20 protein-coding genes and 3 pseudogenes are annotated in these 25,230 nt (G+C 59.8%); 16 read left to right on the forward strand and 7 right to left on the reverse strand.

Going from position 1 to position 25,230, the window contains the following annotated elements; all coding sequences use genetic code 11:
* Window positions 1-110: 110 nt before the first annotated feature.
* Window positions 111-794, reverse strand: coding sequence for a pentapeptide repeat-containing protein (locus tag AC0L4F_RS21980; protein WP_348524148.1), 684 nt, complete (start codon window positions 792-794; stop codon window positions 111-113).
* Window positions 795-927: 133 nt separating this feature from the next.
* Between AC0L4F_RS21980 and AC0L4F_RS21985 the strand changes: the two genes are divergently transcribed.
* The 3 genes from AC0L4F_RS21985 (at window position 928) to AC0L4F_RS21995 (ending at window position 2,776) form a co-directional block, all read left to right on the forward strand.
* Window positions 928-2,079, forward strand: coding sequence for a DUF2793 domain-containing protein (locus AC0L4F_RS21985; protein WP_244691491.1), 1,152 nt, complete (start codon window positions 928-930; stop codon window positions 2,077-2,079).
* A gap of 10 nt (window positions 2,080-2,089) precedes the next feature.
* Complete coding sequence (locus AC0L4F_RS21990; protein ID WP_244691492.1) at window positions 2,090-2,320, forward strand: hypothetical protein; 231 nt, start codon at window positions 2,090-2,092, stop codon at window positions 2,318-2,320.
* A gap of 87 nt (window positions 2,321-2,407) precedes the next feature.
* Window positions 2,408-2,776 carry a hypothetical protein gene (locus AC0L4F_RS21995; protein ID WP_244691493.1) on the forward strand — a complete coding sequence of 123 codons (369 nt, stop codon included), beginning with the start codon at window positions 2,408-2,410 and terminating at the stop codon, window positions 2,774-2,776.
* A gap of 206 nt (window positions 2,777-2,982) precedes the next feature.
* On the opposite strand, the gene AC0L4F_RS22000 is transcribed toward AC0L4F_RS21995, so the two are convergent.
* The 4 genes and pseudogenes from AC0L4F_RS22000 to AC0L4F_RS22015 form a co-directional block, all read right to left on the reverse strand.
* Window positions 2,983-3,723, reverse strand: a complete 741-nt coding sequence (locus tag AC0L4F_RS22000) for a sulfotransferase (protein WP_244691494.1) — start codon at window positions 3,721-3,723, stop codon at window positions 2,983-2,985.
* A 329-nt stretch (window positions 3,724-4,052) separates the two neighbouring features.
* Window positions 4,053-4,376, reverse strand: a pseudogene (locus AC0L4F_RS22005) (IS30 family transposase); the annotation flags it as partial.
* Window positions 4,377-4,673, reverse strand: a pseudogene (locus tag AC0L4F_RS22010) (helix-turn-helix domain-containing protein); the annotation flags it as partial.
* A gap of 355 nt (window positions 4,674-5,028) precedes the next feature.
* Window positions 5,029-6,048 carry a replication initiator protein A gene (locus tag AC0L4F_RS22015; protein ID WP_244691495.1) on the reverse strand — a complete coding sequence of 340 codons (1,020 nt, stop codon included), beginning with the start codon at window positions 6,046-6,048 and terminating at the stop codon, window positions 5,029-5,031.
* A gap of 452 nt (window positions 6,049-6,500) precedes the next feature.
* On the opposite strand from AC0L4F_RS22015, the gene AC0L4F_RS22020 reads away from it, so the two are divergent.
* The 5 genes from AC0L4F_RS22020 (at window position 6,501) to AC0L4F_RS22040 (ending at window position 14,536) form a co-directional block, all read left to right on the forward strand.
* Entirely contained in the window at window positions 6,501-7,919 is a 1,419-nt protein-coding gene (locus tag AC0L4F_RS22020) for an AAA family ATPase (protein ID WP_244691496.1), read from the forward strand.
* Window positions 7,920-7,995: 76 nt separating this feature from the next.
* Window positions 7,996-9,039, forward strand: coding sequence for a ParB/RepB/Spo0J family partition protein (locus tag AC0L4F_RS22025; RefSeq protein ID WP_244691497.1), 1,044 nt, complete (start codon window positions 7,996-7,998; stop codon window positions 9,037-9,039).
* 120 nt (window positions 9,040-9,159) lie between these two features.
* Window positions 9,160-10,566 carry a phosphomannomutase gene (locus AC0L4F_RS22030; protein WP_244691498.1) on the forward strand — a complete coding sequence of 469 codons (1,407 nt, stop codon included), beginning with the start codon at window positions 9,160-9,162 and terminating at the stop codon, window positions 10,564-10,566.
* A gap of 194 nt (window positions 10,567-10,760) precedes the next feature.
* Entirely contained in the window at window positions 10,761-13,322 is a 2,562-nt protein-coding gene (locus tag AC0L4F_RS22035) for a glycosyltransferase (RefSeq protein ID WP_244691499.1), read from the forward strand.
* Window positions 13,319-14,536, forward strand: a complete 1,218-nt coding sequence (locus AC0L4F_RS22040; protein WP_244691500.1) for a hypothetical protein — start codon at window positions 13,319-13,321, stop codon at window positions 14,534-14,536. Before AC0L4F_RS22035 ends, AC0L4F_RS22040 begins: the two co-directional genes overlap by 4 nt.
* Here AC0L4F_RS22040 and AC0L4F_RS22045 read toward each other — a convergent pair.
* Window positions 14,512-15,324, reverse strand: a complete 813-nt coding sequence (locus AC0L4F_RS22045) for an ABC transporter permease (protein WP_244691501.1) — start codon at window positions 15,322-15,324, stop codon at window positions 14,512-14,514. The genes AC0L4F_RS22040 and AC0L4F_RS22045 overlap by 25 nt on opposite strands.
* A gap of 90 nt (window positions 15,325-15,414) precedes the next feature.
* Here AC0L4F_RS22045 and AC0L4F_RS22050 point away from each other — a divergent pair, with 90 nt between their 5' ends.
* Window positions 15,415-16,707 (forward strand): KpsE/RkpR family capsule polysaccharide export protein, encoded by a 1,293-nt coding sequence (locus AC0L4F_RS22050; protein ID WP_244691502.1) that lies wholly within the window; start codon window positions 15,415-15,417, stop codon window positions 16,705-16,707.
* Window positions 16,708-16,868: 161 nt separating this feature from the next.
* Here AC0L4F_RS22050 and AC0L4F_RS22055 read toward each other — a convergent pair whose 3' ends face one another.
* Window positions 16,869-18,035, reverse strand: coding sequence for a nucleotide sugar dehydrogenase (locus AC0L4F_RS22055; RefSeq protein WP_244691503.1), 1,167 nt, complete (start codon window positions 18,033-18,035; stop codon window positions 16,869-16,871).
* A 521-nt stretch (window positions 18,036-18,556) separates the two neighbouring features.
* On the opposite strand from AC0L4F_RS22055, the gene rfbC reads away from it, so the two are divergent.
* The 7 genes and pseudogenes from rfbC (at window position 18,557) to AC0L4F_RS22090 (ending at window position 24,960) form a co-directional block, all read left to right on the forward strand.
* A complete protein-coding gene (gene rfbC / locus AC0L4F_RS22060) occupies window positions 18,557-19,123 on the forward strand; it encodes a dTDP-4-dehydrorhamnose 3,5-epimerase (RefSeq protein ID WP_244691504.1) in 567 nt (188 codons plus the stop codon).
* A gap of 4 nt (window positions 19,124-19,127) precedes the next feature.
* Complete coding sequence (gene rfbB / locus AC0L4F_RS22065; RefSeq protein ID WP_244691505.1) at window positions 19,128-20,177, forward strand: dTDP-glucose 4,6-dehydratase; 1,050 nt, start codon at window positions 19,128-19,130, stop codon at window positions 20,175-20,177.
* 129 nt (window positions 20,178-20,306) lie between these two features.
* Window positions 20,307-21,170: a dTDP-4-dehydrorhamnose reductase gene (rfbD, locus tag AC0L4F_RS22070; RefSeq protein WP_244691506.1), complete on the forward strand. Its 864-nt coding sequence runs from the start codon at window positions 20,307-20,309 to the stop codon at window positions 21,168-21,170.
* The gene (locus AC0L4F_RS22075) at window positions 21,167-21,979 is read left to right on the forward strand and encodes a sulfotransferase family 2 domain-containing protein (RefSeq protein ID WP_244691507.1); all 813 of its coding nucleotides are present in this window, start codon (window positions 21,167-21,169) and stop codon (window positions 21,977-21,979) included. The genes rfbD and AC0L4F_RS22075 overlap by 4 nt, the downstream gene beginning before the upstream one ends.
* 15 nt (window positions 21,980-21,994) lie before the next feature.
* Window positions 21,995-22,872, forward strand: a pseudogene (gene rfbA, locus AC0L4F_RS22080) (glucose-1-phosphate thymidylyltransferase RfbA).
* A gap of 406 nt (window positions 22,873-23,278) precedes the next feature.
* A complete protein-coding gene (locus AC0L4F_RS22085; RefSeq protein WP_244691508.1) occupies window positions 23,279-24,673 on the forward strand; it encodes a sulfotransferase in 1,395 nt (464 codons plus the stop codon).
* A 56-nt stretch (window positions 24,674-24,729) separates the two neighbouring features.
* Window positions 24,730-24,960, forward strand: a complete 231-nt coding sequence (locus tag AC0L4F_RS22090) for a helix-turn-helix domain-containing protein (protein WP_473447029.1) — start codon at window positions 24,730-24,732, stop codon at window positions 24,958-24,960.
* The last annotated feature ends 270 nt before the right edge of the window (window positions 24,961-25,230 follow it).

A 25,230-nucleotide genomic window follows, 5' to 3' on the forward strand; every position in this document is an offset into this window, starting at 1 on the left:
GGGTCGATCTGGGCGATATCAGCGACGAGATGATCCTGGTCTGACGCTGTTGTGGCGCACACGGTTGCTTCAAAGGTGCGGCAAGGTCGGGTTCTGATGTCCTGGCTGTTCTAAAGAACTCTCAGGCCGAATTGGCCCAGAAGGTCCGCCGCTTGGCGCTTTGAAATCAACGCGCCCTTGAAAAGCCGGGCATTGGTAAGCTCGATGCCGCCCAAATCCGCGCTGCGCAGATCCGCACCCTCGAACCGGCATTCCGGAAGATGCGCATCCCGCAACGAGCACTCCTCGAAAACAGTGTCCCGAAAATCGCAGGATCTCAGATCAGCCTCGCTGAAGTCCACGCCCTTCAGCGTCATTTTGCGAAAAGACAATCTTGGCAGAACAGCAAGGACCAACAACACACTTTCCATGGAAAGCCCCAACGTCTGCGCGTCGGTAAAATCGGAACCTGTCATCTTACAGTTCGCAATTTTGGTATCGGTGAGTGTCGCACCTGTGAAGTTCGTGTTGCTGAAGTCCCCGCCTTCTATTGTTGCCTCTTGCAAGCTGGAGCCAATAAAGCGGCCTCCTGCGGCGCGACAGCTGGTGAACCCCGTTTCGTCAAGACTTGCCCCGTTAAAAGAGGTGCGCGCCAGCCTGCAACGCATGAAATGCCACCCTGACAGGTCCAGCCCTGACAGATCCAGCCCGCTTAGGTCGCAATCCTCAAGCATGGCGATGTCCCCTGAGTTGCCGATCTCTTCGAGGTCGGCACGGCAGGGGGTCTGGGCCGTCAGTGTATGTGTTGTATTCATCCCCGCTCCTTCGCAAAAGAGGGCCGCATTGACAAGATTTGTGTAGGTGGGGGCACCGTACGCTCTGCTCCGGTCGCATTAACATGTCATCCCCTAAGGTGCCGGGGAATTTCCCTATCCGGAGCCCCCGCACATGCCCGATTTTTCAACGAACCTGGCCTTGCCCTATCTGGCATCGTCCCAGGCCCAGAAACACGTCACCCATAACGAAGCACTACAAATTCTGGATGCGATGGTGCAACTCAGCGTGGTCAGCCGCACCGAGGCCGCGCCGCCGGAAAGCCCCGATACGGGGGTGCGTTATATCGTGCCGGCCGCTGCCACCGCCGCCTGGAGCGGTCAAGACAATCGCGTGGCGGTGTGGAATGGGGTGGCGTGGATATTTCTGGTGCCGAAAACCGGCTGGCGCGCCTGGGTCGAGGCCGAAAGCGCCGAAGTCTATTGGCAGGGTGTGGCATGGGAGTTGACACCGGGGGTCCACAACGTGACCGAGCTGGGGGTGAATACCTCGGCTGACCCGGTGAACCGGCTGGCGGTGGCGGCGGATGCCACGTTGCTGACCCATGCAGGCGCCGACCATCAGGTGAAGGTCAACAAGGCGGCGACCGGTGACACCGCCAGCCTGTTGTTCCAGACCGGATATTCCGGGCGGGCCGAAATGGGATTGGCGGGCAATGATGCCTGGTCGATCAAGGTCAGTGCGGATGGATCCAGCTGGATCGATGCTCTGGCGCTGGACCCGGCGACCGGGCTGGCAAGCGGCGCGGCGGTGCAATCCGACGTGAGCGACGCCACGCCCGGGCGGCTGATGGGTGTGGGCGCATTTGGACTGGGCGAGAACGCCATTGGCCTGCCGGATCAGGCCGCCCTTGATAATCTGGTTGCGGGCGGGGTCTATGCGCTGGGTTTTGCAGTGGCGGGTGTGCTGGATTCAGGCTCGCTTGTGTTACATCTGAACAACTCGCCCAACAACGCAAGCCAGATCGGATTCCGGTCAGCGTCCAACATCCTCAAATGGCGCCGCAAATCCGGCGGCGTGTGGCAACCCTGGACCGAGATCTACAATCAGAGCCGTATTCTGGGCGTTACGTCGCAAAGCGGCGGTGTTCCCACCGGTTCGCTCATCGAACGTGGCTCCAATGCCAATGGCAGTTATGTGCGTTATGCCGATGGCACCCAAATCTGCACCAACGCAAACGCAGCAATCACCACGGCCCCGGCCGCATTTGCGGGCACGATTACAAAGATCGACGGCGACAAGCTGTGGATCGGGCGCTGGTTCTAAGGAGACAAACATGCAGATTACGTTTTCCCCGATGCGCAGCGACGCGCGGCTTGTTCTCAGCCGGGTCGGCGATGTGTTGACTCTCAATGGCGAGGCGTTTGATTTCTCGCAGCTCCCCGAGGGTGCGACCCTGCCCCGCGCGGCTGTGGCCAGTGATTGGCTGGGGTCGGATGTGACACGACGGGCGGGCAAGCTGTGTCTGACTTCTGATTTTGCCCCATGGGCCGGATGCCCCGCCTGATGTGCTTTTCCCCGATCCGATCGAACTGCAGAGCGATGGGCCGGTGGATTTGCCTGAAGCGCCTGACAAGCTTGTGAAGGATGCACAATGAGCAACATTGATTTCTCTCGTCTTGTGACAGCACAGGACACCGCAGCACAGATTGCCGCAGCACATGCCACGTCTGTCAAGGCCGAGTGCAAACGGCGCATTCTGGCGCAGTTTCCCTTTGAGGCGCAGCACAACATTGCCCAAGCGGTAAACATCTATACCGCCGCACTGGTGCAGGGAGGCACACAGGTTGAGGCCGAGGCGCTTTCGGGTCTGTGCCAAGAGGACATGGCGCTTTTTGCCGCCGGGCGGCGATGGATTGCTGCAATGCAAGCCACGTGCCGTGCGCGGATCGCGGAGATGCAGGACAGCGCCGCATGGCCGACCTTTCCCGAGGGTTTGGCAGAGCTGGTTTCGAGGTCGTAAAACAGCACCAGAAGCGAGATCGCACCGTGTCTATCCGGGCGCTGGAAAACATCAGCTCCCCCCGGCCTTTGTTTCTCCGGGGGGAGCTGATGTTTAGTGGCTGACCTGAATGAAATCGAAGGCACAGGCTTGGCGCGGCCTCTTGCAGCTCACCAGGGGGGCATCCACGCCCCCCTCTGCATGGGGGGCAGCATTAAACCATGGGATCACACACCTGAGTTCGCCGGATAGTGTCTGGCTTCAGTTTGCAAGGCACGTACTGCATCACGCAAATCTGACGGGAAAATCGACAAATCCTGTGGCTTGCTGCGTCCGATGCTGGATGGGGCAATCAGTCCATCTGGAATAGCGGTGTCAGCAGGTCGGCCCAAAAACCGTTGCAAGCGGGGCCAGTGCACATCTGGGTGCGCACAAAAATCATCGTAATCGACGACGATGAAACGACCATGCATGTGACTGCGGCCATACTCAAGCGCGCGTCGGTTCGCAGCGACCCAATAGCGCAATTGATGAAGCGGGACGGAATCGCCAGATGTCGGGCTCAAACCGTAGTGATGTGCCCAATGGTCAGCCTGCCAAGTGTTCCCGCTAAACGCCATGTCGAACCCGTTGCGCATCACATGAATATAGCGCAACCCATCAATATTCTGGTTCAGTTGGGGCAGGAACAAATGGGTGTTCGGTTCTTTCCATCCCCAGGGTTGGCCTTGCCCACCGGGCTGCTCGCCAGCGGCCATCAGGCGGGTGACATCCGGCGACCGCGCACCGCAATTCCATGGTCCACCGGGAGGGAGATCGGCAGCCAATTGATCCAGCAACGCCAATTCCTGACCGCTCAGATTTCCTGCCAGTCCCCTGGTCATCGCCCGCTGGAACAAATCGACCGATATCGCGATATCGGTCGGATCCGGTACGCTCTGCGCCCAGATTGCGCGTTTGAACAGCACGGTAAACCACAGATTGTCCAAAGCGCGGTTCACATCTGGGCCAATGCTCAGGCCCGCGTGCCGCAAACTGGCGGCAAACACCCGCGTTCCACTGCCGCCCAGGCCACCAATGGCAACGGGAGGGATGATCAAAGAGGGGTCGCTCATAGTTGGTTCGGGGATGCGTATTGTTTCATTTGGGCCTCATAAGATCGTTCCATGGGGTATCTCGATGAATATCGGTTACACCATAGTTCAAACGCTTGTCGTGGAACTGGCCCCTGGTTTCAAGACTTCGGTCACCGGTCGATCCCAGTCACGTCATCTTTCTCAAATAGACGGATACTGCCGAAGCAGGCCACAGTGCCAATTCCGGGCTTCAGCTTGCGCCACTCGCCAAATTCAAAGCCGCAGTCAAAGGTGATCGAGCGGCGGACGTCGGCGGGCAGCGGCGCGAGGCCCTCAATCAGGGATTCCATGATCGGTTTCGATTGGCGGTCCTCGTTTCGCATCACCACCGTGTAGCGGCTGACGCGCTCGACCAGGGAGGTGACGTTGATCTTGCCGTTTTCCTTGCGGAACATCATCAGGTCACATTCCCAATGGCCAAACTCGGAGACCGCCTCGGGCCTGTGCGACAGGCTCTGATTGTCGAAGATATGGGTGCGATGGTGCTCGGCCAGCATCTCTGCGGCCAAGGTCGGCCCGAAGTCCGGGTAGCTTTCTTTGATCACAGACAACGCGTAGTCGCGCTTGGCATGATGGATGCGGTTGTTCGGAGGTTTGCCGCGCGCCTTGTGCCGGATCGCTGATGCACCGTCCTGGCGATAGCGCTTCAAAAGCCGGAAAACCTGTCGACGCGTCAGAGCCAACATATGCGCCGCATTATCGACTGTCAGTCGTCCGTCATCGACCTGCGCCAGTATTTCCACACGGTTCAACTCGCGCTCGCTCATAACCACCCATCCCATGTCCGCTCATCCTCAATGATTTTTGAGGCCAGAGTGACATTGCTGAATTGCTCACGGGTGACATTCTAGCTTTGCAGATGTGGGACACTTTAACTTTGCGGGTACAACCGTGGCGCTCATAATCAGTCTTATGTAATAAATTGATGTTCTATTTGCACAGATCCCCAATTGCTGCCTCCGCAAAACAGGTTTCGAATGCTTGCTCGGTCTTGCCCAGCCGCGAGTGTTGATGAGGCCGCGCCTGAAAGGCTTTTGCTACCCGCGTAAGATTATCGCCGCGCGGTCCGGGCGTGCCATCGCTTGACCTTGAGCATGGCGAATATGGACCTGGGCCACTGACCGCAGATCAAAGGGATTATCCTGCCGCCCCCTGCCTGCGCACCCATCCCAGAAATGCCTTGTCCGGCGCGCTCAGCCGTTTGCGGCCGCTGTCGGCCCAGAAACCGCGCCATTCAGCCTCGAGCGCATAGACATCCGCCCCCGGCATCAGATCGCGCGCCGCCTCCAGCGCCTCGGGGCTCAGCACCGGCGCACCGGGCGCGTCGCGATCCACCACCTGGCCGCGACGGGTGAACAGGATCAGATCGCCGCTCTCTTCGCCGATGTCATAATCCGGCAGATGTCCCGCTTGTATCATCTTGCGCAGAGCGGCCCGAAACACCCGCACCGGCGCGGCCGATCCGGATTTCTTGTGCAGCACTTTCACGCTGACCCGCCATTCCGGCTGGCGGCCACAATGTTTGCGCGCCAATTCATAGATCCGCCGTTCCAGCGGTTTGCGCAGACGGAAATAATCCCGGCTGAGCGTCAGCACCGATTTCGCCAGCACCGCGCGATAAAGCCAATCCGACAGCACCACCGACACCGACATCATCCGCCCGCCCCGGCTTCGGCGTTTGATTTCCCAGGATTCGATCAACCCGAAACCGGTGGTGGTCTCTTCACCGCCGGTGGTCATATTGGTGGTGATGCGCGTGCCGGCCAGCCGCTCAAACGCCTCACGCAAACGGGCATAGGCATCGCCGGATGTGTCGCGATTTGTCGCCACCAGAAGATCATGCGCCTTCAGCGTCAGACGCCGCGAAATCTCGCGTCCTGCATTCAGCGCCGCCACCAGCTGGCTGATGCAATAGATCAGAATATCCTTGTCGTGGATTGTCGCCCGCCCCCGCACGCTGGGGGTCACCTCAACCGAGGTGCCGTTGTGATCATATTGCAAAATGCGCCGGTCCGGCCGGGTCGACAGCGAAAAGATCGGATGCTCCATCGACCCCAGATCATCCTTGGGCGAGGCCGCAAAAATATCGCAGACAAAGAAGTCCGCGGTTGGATGGCGATCGGGAACCAGCCCCCCTGCCTCAGCTGTCACTGCCATGTCGATACTGCCCGTCGATACTGCCTGCCCTGTCCCCGATATTTTATGGCCCACTTGGTGGATCCGATTCTTCGGGGTTTCAGTGACACCCAGCCTAAAGTTATCCACAGCCCCCGTCCAGCACCCTCCTTTCGAAACCCGGCCATTCAACGGCGGATCAGAGTCACCCTGTCGTGGGATCAGAGTCGCCTTTGCGGTGTTTCAGAGTCACCCTGCCCGCCAGAAAGCGCAAAAAACCAAACAAGATCAGCGGATTAAAAAAACGAAATCCCGCCGTAACAATAAAACTAACATAGATTTAACAAATAAATTTTGCCAAACCGCACAAAACCAAGCATTTTGACCCCGTCCAACCCCCTTGATTGCATAGAAAAAACAGCCCATGTGGCGCATTTGCTTCCATGTGCGCCGTTTTGTGATATTATGCTGAAAAAAGCGAACATGGGGCCAAGATGCGTGCAGATAAACCCGAGGGGCTCCCGCCCTATTTCAACATAGATCCCGATCAGGCGCAGCATTCCCTGGGCGATCCTGCCACCACTGCGGGCTTTGGCGCATTGGCCCGGGCCTGTGATGCAGGCCGGTCTGATCTGGCCAGTCGGGGGCTCGAGGAAAACGGCGCGCGCTCCTTGCGTCTGTTTTCGACCTGGGAAATCACCCGCTATTTGATCCCGGTCGCTCAGGGCCATTTTCGCCGGGTGCTGAAGCAAAACCCCGATCTGCCACAGGGGCGCAGTGAAACGGCAGGCGGCGCAAAATGGTTCAGCCTGGACGAGGTGCTGCGCCTGCGCGCCTTCTTTGGCCGCGAAGGGTCGAAGGCCAAAAATTATCTGCCCTATCGCCCCAAGGGCCAACCGGCCAAAATGGTGGCGGTTGCCAATTTCAAAGGCGGGGTAGGCAAGACCAGCACCGCCGCGCATCTGGCAATGTCCGCCGCGCTTGATGGCTACAAGGTGCTGGTGGTCGATCTGGATTCCCAAGGCTCGATGACCTCGATCTTTGGTGGCAAGGTCGAAGACGAATGGCAGACCGTCTTTCCGCTGATGGCGCGCCATTACGCCACGCAGCTGCGCAGCGACAACCAGCGCCGTCTTGACCGGGGTGAGGCCCCGACGCCGCTGGATGACACGCTGAGCAATGCACTCGACCTCAAGGCGGCGGATCTGATCCAATCCACCCATTGGCCGAACATTGATCTGATCGGCGCGCAGCTGAACCTCTATTGGGCCGAGTTCCAGATCCCGGTCTGGCGGATGGCGGCACGTGGCTGGAAGCTTTGGGATGCGCTGACCGACAGCTTTGAGGCGGATGGCGTGCTTGACCAATATGACGTGATCTTCCTCGATACGCCCCCCGCGCTTGGCTATCTGACCATCAACGGTCTGGCGGCGGCGGATATCCTTTTGGTGCCGCTTGGGGCGTCGTTTCTGGAATTCGATTCCACGGGCCGGTTCTTTGACATGTTGCATTCCACCTTTGGCTCGATCGAAGACGCCGAGAACATGGCCGCCCGCGCCCTGGGGCGTGATGAGCTGGCGTTTGAATGGGATGCGGTGCGGGCGGTGGTGACGCGGTATGATGGCGCGCAACAGGGCGAGCTGGCAGCCCTGATGCAAAGCTACCTCGGGCAGACCCTGTCGCCGCACCGTCAGGATTTCACCGCATTGATCGGTCAGGTCGGCGAACAGGTGCAGGGCATCTACGAAGCTGATTACCGCGATTTCAACCGCGAGACCTATGTGCGGGGGCGCGAAACATTCGATGCCACCTATGCGGCGTTCAAACAGCTTCTGGTCGGGGCCTGGCGGCGCGATGAACTGGCCGCCGCCGCAGAAGCGGGGGACACCGCGCCACAAACGGCCGTGTCATGAGGACCGTGCGCCGTTTCCCCCTGTCTGGTCATCCCGGACCCAGCAGCCCCCCTGCCCCCAGCCAAAGGAGAGCCCCATGGCCAAGCGCAAACGGCTGACCCCCGCCAACCCGGATTTCTTGCGGCCTGACGGATCGGGGGCCGCGCCGGAAAGCACATCGGCGATATCCGCACCGCGCACCCGCGCGCCCATTGCCGATGTCGCCGCCGACAGTTCGGCCAGTGCGGCACTCGAAGAGATTGCCGGCGAAATGAACCGCGCCCGTGAAAGCGGACGTTTGATCAGCCGTGTCGCGCTGGAACAGATCGACCTCAATTATCTGGTGCGTGACCGGGTTGCGGTGAACGATGAGGACATGAATGCGCTTGTTGCCTCGATCCGGGATCGTGGCCAGCAAACCCCGATCGAAGTGGTGGTGATCGGCGCGGGGCGTTACGGGCTGATCTCGGGCTGGCGGCGTTGTCAGGCGATCGCACGGCTGCGCGAGGCGGGTGAAGGCGACGGCACGGTTCTGACCCTGCAACGCCCGCCCGAAAAAGCGCCCGATGCCTATCGCGCGATGGTCGAGGAAAACGAGATCCGCGCCGATCTGAGCTATTTTGAGCGCGCCCGCATTGTGGTGGTTTCGGTCGAACAGCGGGTGTTTGATACCCACAAGAAAGCCCTGCAAACGCTGTTCGCGGCCGCATCACGGTCGAAACGGTCCAAGATCGGCAGCTTTATCCCGGTGGTGCAGCATCTGGGCACATATCTGCAATTCCCCCAGGCGATTGGCGAACGGCTGGGTCTGCGCCTGAGCCGTCCCCTGGAGCAAGGGCACGAGGGGACGTTGATCAAAGAGCTGGACGCGCATGATTTTGCCACATCCGAGGACGAGCTGGCCTGTCTGACCCGCTGGGTGGCGGGGGTTGAACGCGATGAAAAACGCGCAAGCGAGCCGCGGAAACCACAGGTGAAATCACCGCAGCCTGCCCCGGACGAAAGCTTTCCGCGCCCTGCCCTGCGCGCATGCTATCATCCCGGTGACAACCGGCTGGAATTAAGCGGTGCGGGGCTGACACCGGAGTTGCGCAGCGCGCTGATCGACTGGCTGGCAGAGCAAGAGACCGGCACGGCCTGAGGTGGCAAATGTTTCGCGCGCGAAACATTTTGCAGCTTCGGTGGCATCGATACGATTGATGTTCTAAAGCATTCGCAACAGCCCCGACGGGCGTACCGGCGATGCAAAGGACGACAACAGATGGCACCAAAATTCGGAACAAGCGGGCTGCGCGGGTTGGTCGTGGAACTGACAGACGACCTTGTTGCCAATTACACGCGGGCCTTTCTTGCGGCCTGTCCCACCGGCGGCGCGCTTTATCTGGGGCAGGATCTGCGCCCTTCATCCCCCGACATCACCGCCGCTGTGGCGCGCACGGCGGCGCAGACCGGCCTGCCGGTTGTCGATTGCGGGGCGCTGCCCACGCCGGCGCTGGCGCTGGCGGCGTATAACGCAGGCGCTGCCGCGGTCATGGTGACGGGCAGCCATATTCCGGCGGATCGCAACGGGCTGAAATTCTACACGCCGTCGGGCGAGATCTCCAAAGGTGATGAGACCGCGATCAACGCGCATCTGGGCTCTGACGGGGTCTCTGACGCCCCCTGCCCCACCCCAAAGGACGGCACCGCTGCCAGCCCGGCTTATGTGGCGCGCTATGTCTCGGCCTATGGGCCTGCGGCGCTCGCGGGGCTGCGCATCGGGGTCTATCAGCACAGTTCCGCCGCGCGCGACATCATGGTCGAAGTGATCGCCGCGCTTGGCGCGACGCCGGTTGCACTGGGGCATTCGGACATCTTCATTCCCGTCGATACCGAGGCGCTGGACCCCGACACCCAAGCCATGCTTGCGGGCTGGTGCTCTGAGCATAACCTCGATGCGGTGGTCTCGACCGATGGCGATGCGGACCGGCCGATGGTGGCGGATGCCACGGGCCGTATCGTGCCCGGCGATGTGCTGGGGGTGCTCAGCGCGCAAAGCCTTGGCGCAAAGGTGCTGTGCACGCCGGTGTCGTCCAACAGCATGATTTCCGGCATGGCGGATTTCGCGGCGATACATTTGACCAAGATCGGCTCGCCTTATGTGATTGCCGCGATGGAGGCTGCTCTGGCGGCGGATCCGGCGGCAAAAGTGGTGGGATACGAGGCCAATGGCGGCTTTCTGCTGGGCTTTACCGCACAGGGGCCAACCGGGGCGCTCGCGCCTTTGATGACCCGTGATTGTCTGTTGCCGATCCTGGCACCGCTGGTTGCGGCGCGCAGTGCGGGCAAACCGCTGGCCGATCTGGTCGCCGCCCTGCCCCAACGCTTTACCGCCGCTGATCGCATTGTGAACACGCCGACCGAGGCGTCGCAGGCGTTGCTGGCCAGGCTCTCTGGCGATGCAGATGCGCGCGCCGCCTTCTTTGCTGACAGCGGTTCGGAAATCGCGCTGGATCAGACCGACGGGCTGCGGGTGACGCTGGCGGGCGGCGATGTGGTGCATCTGCGCCCCTCCGGCAATGCGCCGGAATTCCGCTGCTACGCCGAAGCCGCCAGCGCGGCGCGCGCCCAAGAGTTGGTGCGGGGCTATCTGGCAAAACTGCCGGCGGTATTGGGGCGGTTGGTTTAGGCCGGATCCGGCGCCGGGTCTTGCATGGTAAATGTTTCGCGCGCGAAACATTTACCATCGGGACAGTGTCCTGAGATTGCCCGGTTTTCACTATCGCCCAGCTGTGCCTTGCGTCCGAGGAAGATGGGAAATAAGCCGGTAAAGCTGTGACGCCAGGGACGGTGACAGCAAGGATTGGAAGGCAGGGGATATAGATGCTGGCAGGCAGGGTTTATCGCATCTTCCAGCGCTATGCGGATATCCATGTGGCGTTTGAAATGCCTCATGCAATCCTGCGTGATCCGGCGGGCGCGGATGTCGGGCGGATTGACAAGGTCGCCGTGCGGCGCAATCGGCTTTGGGTGTCGGGACAGGTGTTGGGCCAACCACAGGCGCAATCGGTCGAAATCCAGGTCAATCGCACCCGCCAGCAGATCACGCTGGATGGGGCGTCCGAGGGCGCTGCTGAAACCTTCTCGTTCGATATTCCGCTGGAAACCGGTCCGATCGACCTGCGGCTGATCACCCAAGACGGTGTGGTGGCCCAGCGATTGGAGGGCGTCAGCCCGCAGCGCCTGAAACAGGCGCGGCGGGCTCAGGCGCTGCGGTTTCTCTGGCTGCTGGTCTGTCTGATCCCAGAGATCTATCGCTGGAAATGGCGGGGGGATCTGGGCGCGCGCGAAGTGGTCAAGGAACGTCTGGGGCTGGTGCCGCGTCCCGAGTCCGGGCCATTGTCATCGGCGCTGTTGCTGCCGAAGGCGGACCCCGCAACGCCCCCCTTGCCCTCTGTCGCGACATTGGTGATGCCGGTGTTCAATGCGTTCGAGGTGATGTGCGAGGCATTGGAGAGGGTCGAACGTCATTCCGGCAAGGGCTGGCGGCTGATCCTGATCGAAGATGTGTCGACCGACGCCCGCGTGCGGCCCTTTTTGCAGGACTGGAGCACCGATCCGGTGCGCGCGGACCGCGTCACGCTGATTTGTCTGACGGAAAATCTCGGCTTTGTGGGCGCGATCAATCGCGGTCTGACCGAGGCACAGCATTGGCCGGATGATCCGGTGGTGCTGCTCAATTCCGACGCGCTTGTGTCGGCGGGGTGGTTGCCCCGGATGTTGGCGCATTTGACCGGCCCCGGCGTGGCTTCGGTCACGCCGATGTCAAACGATGCCGAAATCTTTTCCGTGCCCGCCATTTGCCAGCGCAGCGATCTGGCGCCGGGGGCGGTGGACCTGCTGGATGCGGCGGCGGCCCGGTTCGATCCGGTTGCCTCGGCGGTCGAGGTGCCGACGGGCGTGGGGTTCTGTATGGCGTTGGCTCCGCGGTTTCTGGCGCAGGTGCCGTTGCTGGATACGGTGTTCGGACGCGGGTACGGCGAGGAAAATGATTGGTGCCAGAAGACGCAGGCGCTAGGCGGGCGGCATCTTGGGGTGGGCAATATCTTTGTTGAACACCGCGGCGGGGAGTCGTTTGGTAATGTGGCCAAGCAGCGGTTGCTGGAAAAGAACCTGGCTGAGATCGCGCGGCGTTATCCGACCTATGACCAGCAGGTGCAGGATTTCGTGTTGCACGATCCTTTGGCGACCGCGCGGCTGGCGTTGGGGATGGTCTGGGCCGGGGCGCATCAGACGGACCCCGTGCCGGTCTATCTGGCACATGCGATGGGCGGCGGGGCCGACAACGATCTGAACCGCCATATTGCGCAGGATATCGCTGCGGGACGCGCGGCGGTGGTGATCCGGGTTGGATTGCGCATTCGCTGGCAGATCGAGTTGCACACAGAGCATGGTGTGACGCGCGGTTTGAGCGACGACACCGATTTTCTGGTGGCCATGATTGCCCATCTGCCCCGGCGGCGGATCGTCTATTCCTGCGGGGTCGGGGACCGCGATGCGGTGGGCCTGCCTGACATTCTGTTACGGCTGGCCGATCATGGTGCGCATCCAGTCGAGATCCTGATGCATGACTATTTTCCGATCAGCCCGTCTTATACGCTTTTGGGGTCGGATGGGGTCTATCACGGGGTGCCCCGGGCGTCTGATCGTGCGGGCTGGGCGTTGGCGGATGATCCGGCCCATCAGGTACGGCGTTCGAAAGGTCGGCCTCCCGTGACGCTGGCCGAATGGCAGGACGCCTGGGGGCGTTTGATGACGGCGGCCGCGCAGGTCACGGTGTTTTCCGAGGCCAGCCGCGATATTGTCATCGCGGCCTATCCGCAGGCGGAAAAGGCGCTTTTGGTGGTGCCGCATGCGCTGTTGCAGGTGCCGGAACGGATTGACCCGGCTCCGATCGGGCCCGAGGGGCCGGTGATTGGCGTCTTGGGGAATATCGGGGTGCAAAAGGGCGCAGCGGTGGTTCAGGCGCTTAGCCGGGAACTGTCGCGCAGCGAAACCGGGCGGGTGGTCGTGATCGGCTATATGGACCCCGACTATCGCTTGACGGCGCCATCGCAGGTACATGGCGCCTATGAGCTGCGCGATTTGCCGGGGCTGGTGGCGCGGTATGGTATTTCCTGTTGGCTGATCCCGTCGATCTGGCCCGAAACGTTTTCCTTCACCACCCACGAGGCACTGGCCACCGGTCTGCCGGTGTTCGCGTTCGATCTGGGCGCGCAGGGCGGGGCGGTCGCACAGGAGAGGGCCCGGGCGGCGGCGGCCAACACGCCGGAAGAGAGGATTGGGGCGGTACTGCCGCTGTCAGAAGGGCAGGGGGGGGACACAGGGGGACTGAATTCGGCATTGATCCTTGGCCATCCTGCGCTGTCAAAGGAGACGGTATGAGCGACGCACCACAGTTGATTTTGCATGTCGGGGCCCCGAAATGTGGCAGTTCTGCCCTGCAGACCGCGCTGAGCATGACCCCGGATCTGGTGGATGAAACCGGCCGCAAGCTGCGCTATACCAGCTGGCGGCAGTTGGCTGCATCCGGGTTGGCGGTTTATGGGCGTGATCTGACGATGATGGCGCAATCTTCGGCCTATGGGTACGTGAGTTGGCCCAATGTGCACCCGGATGATACCGGGTCACCAGTGTTTCCCGCATTGAACCGGGTGCGGCGCACGGGCCTGCGCAAGGGCCATGTGCCGATTGTGTCGAGCGAGGGCTGGATCAACCGGGCCGCACTTTTTGCGCCGCATCTGGAACGTTGGGGACATCCGCCGGTCGAGGTGGTGGCCTTTCTGCGTCCGGTGGTGGATTGGTATAATTCGGCGTTCTGGCAATGGGGGATCTGGCAGGTGCCCAGCCTTGATGCCTGGATCAGGCGCAGCAATATGTCTTATCGGTTTGGGATGGATCTGGAGGCCTGGGCGCATATTCCCAATGTGCGGGTGCGATTTGCTTGGGCAAAGCCCGATACGGTTGCACAATTCTCAAGCTGGCAGGGCGCGGATTTGCCACCTGCGCTGACAAGCAATGTGTCATCTTCGCCGCCTTTGATCGGGCTGCTGATGCGGCGCCGGCGGCTACGCCCCAGCGGGCATGATGCGGCGACGGAATTCGTGGTCCAGCGCTGGTGTCCGCCGGTGGCGGGCCGCAGGCTCTGGGCGGTGATGGCGCGCCATGTGCATCAACTGCGCCCCGTGGTGCAGGAAAACCTGAGCGCGCTGCGCCGCATCGCTTCTGATGATGCAATGCGGGCGGTCTGCGAAGACCCGCGGTGGTTTGACGAGCAACGCTATCATGCGGAGATCAATGCCGGGGTTTCGCCGCTGAATGATCGCGGTCAACTGGCGGCGTTGCATGGCTCTCTGGCCGTCGGATTGCAGCGCCTTGCCGAGGTGGCGGGGACGAAGCCGCCTGATGTGCCGATCTGTCCCTCGGAGGCGGCGGATCTGGACGAATGGGATGCGGTTCTTCTTGCGATGCTGGAGGCGTTGCTGAAGGCAGATCGCACATACCGCGAGGCCGCCCGGAGCGGGATCGGGGGGCTTTGGTTACGGTTGGGGGATCGGCTGTTGCGGGCGCAGGATCACTGGTTCAGCAAATCCCGGTGATATCTGCGCAACAACAGCAATCCGAGGCAGAGGCAGACAAGGGCCACGCCAACCACGTAGGTTTCGCTGATATAGGTTGGCCGATATGTCGGATAAAATCCCGACCGCATCAGCCCGGTGATGTGGATCAGGGGATTGTACCAGAGGTAGTCCTGAAATCTTGAGGGTATGTTTTCATAGGTAAAGAAGATGCCCGACAGAATGAATAGCGGTGTGGTCACAATGGACCATGCCCGCTGATATATGGGCAGGCGCGTAAACAGGAAACAGTTTAGTGTTCCGATACTTAGACCGATAAGTGCGGCGAGGGCATAGGCCTTGATGATGATCAGGAAGTCCAGGCTGGTTCTTGTTTCGTACAAGAGCATGATCGCGGTGAGCACGATATATCCCACCAGCAATTTGGTCATGAGCTCAAGGATGAAGCGCGCCAATAGCGAGTTGAGATAGGTGACAGTAGGGTAGGCCAGCAACGGGCGTGAATAGGTGAGCCCGCCTGCCACTTTGTTTTGCACCGCAGCATAGAGCATGAACGGCAAAATACCTGTGGCATAGAACATCGGGAAGTTCACCCCGATTGCGGGCGATCGCATGACTGCCGAAAACACCATCGACATCACCGCGATACTGGCCGCGGGTTCGACGATCGCCCACAGATACCCGGCAGGAGAGCTGCCATAGGTCGCGGTCATTTCCCGCAGGATCAGAGCAAGGACCGCGCGGCCACTGCCAAAACGGCTGCGGTGTTGGCGCGGCTGGGCGGGTGGATTAAAATTGTCTGAAGCCATGAGGGAGCGGGCCGATGTCTATGGTGTCCTGAGGCTTGTGCGTATATCATCATGTGCTGAATGTGAACGGTTTTGCGAAAGGCCGCAGCGATGTCCTCTTCTGCTTCGAATGATGCCGACAAGGCTACAGACAAGGCCGCCGGGTTGCGCGTGGTAGGTCACGGCGCACCAAAACCGCCAACCCCGGTTTCCGTGCAGTCCTTGCCCCGGCCGGGTGGCACCAGGAGCAATTCGGCACAGCGCCCGCCGGTGCGTGGCAGCTACCTTCGGTTGCGGCATTTCGTGATCATGTTCAGCTTTCTGTTGTGTATCGTTGCCCCAAGCGTTGTCAGCGGCGTTTATCTGTGGACGGTTGCAGTGGATCAATATGCGTCAAGCGTCGGGTTTTCGGTCCGGCGTGAAGACGCGGGATCGCCCACCGATGTGCTGCGCGGGTTGACCGATTTTTCGGGCTCCAGTTCGACCGATACCGATATCCTGTATGAATACTTGCAAAGTCAGAAGCTTGTCAGCGAGATGGATGAAGAAATCGGGCTGCGCGAGCGCTGGTCGCGGCCTGTCGATGATCCGATCTTTGCTCTGGAAAAAGACGCCTCGATCGAGGCGTTGATGGAGTATTGGGATCAGATGGTGCGGGTGTCTTATGGTACGGGGTCGGGGTTGATCGAAGTCGAAGTGCGTGCTTTTGCTGCCGAAGATGCGACCCTGATTGCCGAGACGCTTTTTGAAAAAAGTTCGGATATGATCAACGAGCTGAGTGCCGTCGCCCGTGAGGATGGCATTCGCTATACCGAAAGTGAATTGGCCGAGGCCGAAGAGCGGCTTAAATCGGCGCGCGAAACCCTGACCAAATTCCGCAATCTCAATCAGATTATCGACCCGGAACTGGACCTGCGCAGCCAGGCCGGATTGCTGGCCAATCTGCAGGCGCAAAAGGCCGAAGCCTTGATCGAGCTGGATCTGCTGCGCAAGACTGTACGCGAGGGCGATCCGCGGATCGAACAGGCTCAGCGCCGCCTGGAAGTTATTGATGAACGCATTGCTCAGGAACGCCGTGCCTTGGGGGGATCCAGTGGGGGACGGTCCAGTGGTGATCAGGACGGCGATCAAGGGTTTGCCGAATTGATCGGGGACTACGAACGTCTGGTGGTGGATCGCGAATTCGCGCAAGAGGCCTATATCTCGGCGCGGGCGTCACATGACAGCGCTCTGGCCGAGGCGCGCCGCAAGAGCCGGTATCTGGCCGCTTATCTGGAGCCGACAAGGGCCCAGAGCGCCGCCTATCCCGAACGCTACACGCTACAGGTGGTGATCTCGCTCTTTCTGTTCCTGCTCTGGGGGATTGCAGTGTTGGTCTATTACTCGGTCAAAGATAGACGTTGAGGAGAAAGATTGGTTGTGACCCCATGTTCCTTCCAATCGGTCCTGTCGTGAGGGCTGTCTTGATCTGAAATCACCCCGCGCGGCATGCGCACGGGGTGAAAAGCGGGGCGGAAACCGGGCTGGACACATGGCTCACTATACCACGAGCAGTCTCAGCTCGATTAGTCGATGCCAAAGAGGTCGCGGGTAAACACTTTATCGGCGACATCCTTGATCTCGTCCACCAAACGGTTGGAAACGATGAGATCGGATTGCGCCTTAAAGGCGTCGAGATCGTTCACCACGCGTGAATGGAAGAAGTCGGGCTCTTGCAGCACCGGTTCGTAAACGATGACTTCGACGCCTTTGGCCTTGAGCCGCTTCATGATCCCCTGGATCGAACTCTGGCGAAAATTGTCGCTGCCCGCCTTCATCACCAGCCGATAGATGCCCACCACCTTGGGGCCCTTCATCAGGATCTGATCACTGAGGAAATCCTTGCGGGTGCGGTTGGCGTCGACAATCGCGCGGATCAGGTTCTGGGGCACGTGGTTATAGTTGGCCAGAAGTTGTTTGGTGTCCTTGGGCAGGCAATATCCGCCGTAGCCAAAAGAGGGGTTGTTGTAATGCCCGCCGATGCGCGGATCGAGGCTGATGCCTTCGATGATCTGGCGGCTGTCCATGCCGCCCGCCAGCGAATAGCTGTCCAGCTCGTTGAAAAAAGCGACCCGCATGGCAAGATAGGTATTGGCAAACAGTTTGATCGCTTCGGCTTCATTGGGGTCGGTGAACAGCACTTCGACATCCTTGTCGATCGCGCCTTCCAGCAGCAGGTCGGCAAAGATCTGCGCCCGCTCGGATTGTTCGCCGACGATAATGCGGCTGGGGTGCAGGTTGTCATGAAGTGCGCGGCCCTCGCGCAGGAATTCCGGGGAAAAGATCACCTGATCGGTTTCGAACTGTCGACGAATGCTGCGGACATAGCCGACGGGGATCGTCGACTTGATGACGATGGTGGCGCGGGGATTGAGCGCGATGACCTGAGCGATCACCGCCTCGACGCTGGAGGTGTCGAAGTAGTTCGACTTTGGGTCGTAATTCGTCGGGGTCGCAACAATGACGTAATCGGCGTCAACATAGGCCTGTTCGGGGCTCATGGTCGCATTCAGGTTAAGCGTTTTGTTGGCCAGGAAGTCCTCGATCTCGGCATCAACGATCGGGCTCTTGCGGGCATTGACCAGCGCGACCCGCTCCTCGGAGACGTCCAGCGCTGTGACCAAATGGTTTTGCGCTAACAGAACGGCGTTGGAGAGACCTACATAGCCCAGGCCCGCGATTGCGATCTTCATGTCAAATCCCTTTTAGAAATAGAGTGTTGTTGGTTTTCAAGGCAGATTTCGTTATGACGCACCACGGAAGTCGAGGAGGTGACGGGTCTTGTTTATCCGCAGATGCTGCGGGCTGCAATCTCTGGGTCGACCGACGGATATGCGCAAGATCCCGAGGACCAGATGGCCGGACATCTGGTCGGACCTCTGTGGTGTCGCAACAGGTGATATCACGGGACCTTGGCGGCGATCACCTGAGCATGGATTTCAGCATATTTGAATGCGGTGTCGCGGCTGGCTTCCGTTCGGGGGGGCAAGGTTGCGTGACCTTCTATCAGGTGAGATCGGGGGGGCGAGGTCCTGTTTCAGCCTGTTTCGACCTGTGACTGCGGGCCTTTGCGCGGCTGTGGCGCGGGTTTTCGCCACCTTTTCGGGCAATCTCTGCGGGGGGTATACAGTTTGCGAAGTTCTTCCTTTTTTTGTGCCGGCATTCTGTATAGACAGTCAGCGAACAAACCATCCAAACGACAAAAGTTTATATTATGCTGACCATTGAAGAGACTGGCCTGCCCGGTGTTGTGATCCTTACCCCCCGACGCTTCGGCGACAATCGCGGCTTCTTTTCGGAAAGCTGGAACAAGGAGCGGATGGCTCAGAACGGGCTGGATTACGATTTCCTGCAGGACAATCATTCGCTCAGCCGTACCGTTGGTACCGTGCGTGGCCTGCATTTCCAGTCGCCCCCCCATGCCCAGACCAAGCTGGTGCGTTGCGGACGCGGCGCGCTGCTGGATGTGGCGGTCGATATCCGCCGCGGCAGCCCGACCTATGGTAAGTGGGTGGCCGAGGAGCTGAGCTTCGAGAATGGCAAGCAACTGTTGATTCCCGCAGGTTTCCTGCATGGGTTCGCCACGCTCGAACCAGACACCGAGATCAACTACAAATGCACCGATTATTACGCGCCCGAATGTGACGGGGCGGTGCGTTTTGACGATCCCGATATCGGGATCGACTGGCGCGTCGACACCAGCGCGGCCGTGCTCTCCGAGAAGGACGCCGCGGCGCCGCTTCTCAAGGATTTTGACAGCCCGTTCACCTGGGAGGGTTGAGAATATGAAGCTTCTGATCACCGGCGGCGCCGGTTTCATCGGGTCGGCCGTTGTCCGGCTGGCCGTCAGCCGCGGCCACGAGGTCGTCAATGTTGATGCGCTGACCTATGCTGCCTGTCTTGAAAATGTCGCCACCGTGGCCGACAGCCCGCTGTATGCGTTCGAACAGGCCGATATCCGCGATCGCGCCGCGCTTGACCGGGTGTTTGCCGCCCATAAACCTGATGTGGTGATGCATCTGGCAGCCGAAAGCCATGTGGACCGGTCGATCGACGGGCCGGGCGATTTCATCGAGACCAATATCACCGGCACCTACAACATGCTGGAGGCCGCGCGCAGTTACTGGGTGGCCCAGGGCAAACCGGCAAACTTCCGTTTTCACCATATTTCCACCGATGAGGTGTTCGGATCCCTGCCCAATGATCCGTCGGTGATGTTCACCGAAGACACGGCCTATGATCCGCGCTCGCCCTATTCCGCGTCCAAGGCCAGTTCCGACCATCTGGTGCGCGCCTGGGCCGAAACCTATGGGCTGCCGGTGGTGCTGACCAATTGTTCAAACAATTACGGTCCCTATCATTTCCCCGAAAAGCTGATCCCGGTGGTGATCCTGAATGCGCTGGCGGGCAAGGATCTGCCGATTTACGGCAAAGGCGACAATATCCGCGACTGGCTTTATGTCGAAGATCACGCCGATGCGCTGTTGCTGGTGGTGCAAAAAGGCGAATTGAACCGCTCCTACAACATCGGCGGCGAAAACGAGCGCACCAATCTGGAACTGGTCAAGACGCTCTGCGCCATTCTGGACCAGAAGCGCCCCAAGGACAGCGGGTCCTACAGTGATCAGATCACCTTTGTCACGGATCGCCCCGGCCATGATGCGCGCTATGCCATCGACCCATCCCGCATCCGCGACGAGCTGGGCTGGCGGCCCTCGGTGACGGTCGAGGAAGGTCTGGAAAAAACCGTGCAATGGTATCTGGACAATGAGGCCTGGTGGCGCCCGCTGCAGGCGCGTGCAGGTGTCGGCCAAAGGCTGGGCGTGAAAGCGTGAAGACGGCGGCGGGGCCAGACCCCGCCAACCAAATTACCGGTTTGTAATTCGGACGAATTCTCTTTGGTCCAAAAAACATGTCTGAAATTTTGACCCAATCATTGACACAGAAATATAGAGGAACACCCCATGAAGGTACTCGTTTTCGGTGAGATCGGCCAAGTTGGTCAGGAACTGCAGCGCCGTGCGGGCGATGTCGAACTGGAGGTGCGTGGGCTGGAAGAGGCAGATTTTACCAATCCTGATTCCTGTGTTGCCTTTGTCGAAGCAACCGACGCCGATGCGGTGATCAATGCCGTGGCTTATACCGCCGTGGACAAGGCCGAAGAACAAGAAGATCTGGCGTTGCAGATCAACGGCACCACCCCGGGGGCCATTGCGCGCGCAGCAGCGGCCCGGGGGCTGCCCTTCGTGCAAATTTCGACCGATTACGTGTTCGATGGGGCAGGGGAGACAGCCTTTGCCGTCGATCACCCGACAGGGCCTTTGGGCGCTTATGGGCGCACGAAACTGGTGGGCGAAGACGCGGTGCGTGCCGCTGGCGGCCCCCACGCCATCCTGCGCACCTCCTGGGTGGTGTCGGCCCATGGCAACAATTTCGTCAAGACCATGCTGCGGCTTGGTGCGGAACGTGACCGGTTGACCATTGTCGCCGACCAGATTGGCGGACCGACCTGTGCGGCGGCAATTGCCGATGCCTGTCTGAATATTGCCGCACAACTCTGTACCGACCCAGGCAAGTCGGGCACCTATCATTTCTCTGGTGGTCCCGATGTCAGTTGGGCCGATTTCGCCCGCGAGATCTTTGCCCAAGGCGGGCTTACCTGCGAGGTGGCCGATATCCCGTCCACCGACTACCCCACTCCGGCGGCACGACCGTTGAACTCGCGCATGGACAACACGACAACCGAAAAGGTTTTCGGCATTGCACGCTCGGATTGGCGCACAGGCTTGCAGGACATTCTGGCGGACCTGAAGGTGGCAGCACAGTGACCGGATTACTGCGATACGCCCGACAGGAAGACGTGACCCTGTCGACGAACAAGGCCCATACCCATGCCGCGCATTACGCGCAGGTTCACTATAAATCAGGGGCCATCTACAGCTTCATTCCCAAGAACGCCTGTTCGACCCTGCGCTATTCCATGGCGCGGGCCAACAATTGCCTGGCGGGGCCCGAAGACTGGACATGGATTCACCTCAACAACGGTACCTTTTCGGCGACACTGCCGGATCTGGTGCGCGCGCCTTTCAGCTTCGTGGTCCTGCGCTGCCCGCATGCGCGACTGGCCAGCGTTTTCCTCGACAAGATCGTCGACAAGACCCCCGAGCTCTGGCAGCTCTACCGGCTGACCCGCGACGGTTTTGACCCAGATGAGCTGACCTTCCGCGACTTTGTCACGCTGCTGGATGAGGACAATTTGCTGTTGGCCAATATCCACTGGCGCCCCCAGGTTGACTTTCTGGTTTTTGAAACCTATTCCCGCGTCTTCGCACTCGAAAACTTTCGGGATGCGATCCCGACGCTGCGTGAAGACATCGGATTTGAGGTGCATGATGCCCGGGCCCTGACCGGACATGGCACTGATCGGGTTGCGCTGCTGCGCACGGGTAATTTCTCGGACATGCCGCTGGCCGAACTGGCGGCACAGAAACGTGCGGGGAAATTGCAGGCGCATGCGCAACTGTTTGACGACGCGCTGAGCGCCCGGGTGGCCGGGCTTTATCAGGCGGATATGGCATTCTACGCTGCGCATCTCGATGCGCAGATGCTGACATTCCCGGAATTCATTGAGACATAAGGCAGGTATTTTCCGATGACGAAACGCAAGGGCATTATTCTCGCAGGCGGCTCCGGCACACGGCTCTACCCGATCACCATGGGGGTCTCGAAACAGCTGCTGCCGGTCTATGACAAGCCGATGATCTACTATCCGCTGTCGGTGCTGATGTTGGCCGGGATCCGCGAGATCTGTCTGATCACCACACCACAGGATCAAGATCAGTTCAAACGCACCCTGGGCGATGGCAGCCAATGGGGTATTTCCCTGACCTATGTGGTCCAACCCAGCCCGGACGGGCTGGCTCAGGCGTTCATTCTGGCTGAAGACTTCCTTGATGGGGGGCCTTCGGCGCTGGTGCTGGGCGACAACATTTTCTACGGTCACGGGCTTCCCGACATGATGGCCGAGGCCGATGCACGCACCACCGGCGGCACGGTCTTTGGTTACCGGGTCGCCGATCCAGAACGCTACGGTGTGGTGGCTTTCGACACGGATGGCCGCGCCACTACGATCATCGAAAAGCCTGAGGTGCCGCCGTCGAACTATGCGGTGACCGGGCTGTATTTCCTCGATGCAAGCGCCCCCGAGCGGGCGCGTGCGGTCGAACCCTCGCCGCGCGGAGAGCTTGAGATTACCTCGCTGCTGGAAATGTATCTGGGTGAGGGCCAGCTTGACGTGAAACGTATGGGCCGCGGTTATGCTTGGCTCGACACCGGCACCCATGGCTCGCTGCTGGACGCGGGCAATTTCGTGCGCACGCTGGAGAAACGCCAGGGCCAACAGGCGCTGGCTGCCCCGAGGAGATCGCCTTTGACCAGGGATGGATCGACCGCGACCAACTCGCCGTTCGCGCCGAAAAATTCCGCAAGAACGACTATGGCCGCTACCTGATGGGGCTGTTGAAAGGCTAGGACCAGCCAACGCGAAAAAGATGCAAGACATATCCGGGGGCAGGATATCGGGTCATCAAGTCCCGACTCTGGTCCAGCCTTTTCCCGATTGTTTGCATGGCAAGACAATGAGACTTATAATATTCGCCTAACGCAAGCCAGCCCAGGCTTGGTGAGACTGGATTACAGATACCATGTGTGCGACCCCCACGCCCTCCGAAACGACCGACAAAAATGGCAACACCGTAAGCATTGAGAATTCAAGCCACTTCCGCGTCAGCATCAGTGGGCGCAACAATACCATTCGCATTGCAAATACGAATGCCACAGCCCGGGTCAACATCCACATCCGGGGCGATGGCAACATTGTCGACATCGGGAAATGTATCCTGAAGGATTTTAACCTGTCCATCGGCTCTATCAGCCGGTGCACGGTGTTGAACTCAGGATCGGCAACAACTTCTCGATTGAACCGGGCGGGCATTTCGAAATCTACACCAACTTTGCCAAGGTCAATATTGGAGAGCAATGCATGTTCTCCAGAAACATCACCCTGCACTTCGGCGACAATCCGCATCTGATCTTCGACCAGGAGTCCGGGGCCTATATCGACGGGTCCGGTGGGGTCAGCATTGGCCGCAAGGTTTGGGTTGGTGAGGGGAGTTACCTGTCTAAGCGCGCGACTATCGCCGACGAAAGCATCGTGGCGGCACGTAGCGTTGTGACACGACGATTCCCCGACCCCAACTGCGTGATCGGCGGAAACCCTGCCCGTGTGGTCAAAAAAGGCGTCCAGTGGTTCCGCAACCGGACCAGCATGACGAGACCCAGCAGCTACGCAACGGCAATCGATGCTTATGATGTCGGCGTCGAGGATCGCCAATCCGGAAAAACGCCCGTCATTCCCGAAATACCAGAAATCGCGACTGATGGATCGACCTGGTCGGAGAGATGGCCCGAAAAGACGACACTGCTGCTCGGGATCGGCGCAATGAAGGCTGGTACATCCTGGCTTTATGATTATCTGAGCACGCATCCATCAATGCACTTCAGTCGCCAGAAAGAGGTGCATTACTTCGACGTGATGGCATCCGGATCCGAACGCCATCACTTGAACTCGAAGATCAACATGCTGTCAGAACGCGTGGCCGAGATTCAGAACACACCTGCCCAGGATATATCTGCCGGGATCAGAAAGGTGGAGGCTGCGCTCGAAGCCATTCAGATCTACAAGAATGAGTCTGGTACCCATGAAGAATACCGCAAATACCTGACCAAGGGGCACGTTTCGCAGAAGATCATTGGCGACATTACACCATCCTACTGTGCCCTGCCCGAAGAGCGGCTGGCCGAGATGTATGCGCTTGCACCTTCGGTGAAGTTCGTCTTTGTGATGCGCGATCCGATTGACCGGCTCTGGTCGGCGGTGCGCATGCGTGCCCACGAACTCGACGGTGATTTCGAAGCCACCTGTCGGGCCTTGGCCAATGAGGTCATCCAGAACAAGACACATCCGATGCTGACCCGGTCCGGCTATAAGGATACAATCGAAAAGCTTCGCAGGGTCGCCCCGGAAGAAGATCTTTTGTTCCTGTTTTACGAGACCATGTTCACCCAGGATGTGCGCAACCAGATCTGCGATTTCCTTGGCGTCCCACATCACACCGGATCTGACACCAAGAGGGTCAACGCCGGTCGCCCGGCGGATATGCCGGAAGATATCCGTGCCGGCTATTACGCGTTGCTCGAACCGGAATACTCGGTCGTGCGCAAGGCGTTTCCAACGTCGGTGCCGGACACGTGGTATGATCCGCGCACTTGATGAGCTTCAAGGTCAGGAGCGCCTAGTCACCCGAAACAGAATTTGCCACCATTGATGTGGGGCAAATCAGGAGGTGGGCTTCGGTTGCAATTGAGCTTAGCGATGAAGAGCGGTCGCTTTCGGACAAGTGCCGGATTGTGCTGCGCTGCGCGGATGGTTTGATCAGCAAAGAGGTTGCCAAGGAACTTGGTCGTGCCGAGCATACCGTTGGCAAGTGGCGCAGGCGGTTTGCCGAACATCGGATTGAAGGTCTGTCGGACGAGTTACCGCGCAGGCCGCCCACGTAGCATTTCCGACGCGCAGGTTGCCGGGATCATCAAGCAGACGCTGGAGACCACACTGAAGGATGCGTCCATTGGTCGATGACGGCCGAAACGGGGTATTCACACACGACCATTCGCAGGATCCGAAACCCTACAAATGGGTCAAATCAGCCGACGAAATCCTCGCTTCTGCCTGAAGACAATGAACCGAACTTCGATTCTGGGTGACTAGCGTCCTGACCCGTTTCACAGGCCAAGCGCCTGACGCAAGCCGGGAAAGCGTTGCGCGCTGTC

The organism is Marinovum sp. J2-8, from assembly GCF_055808435.1.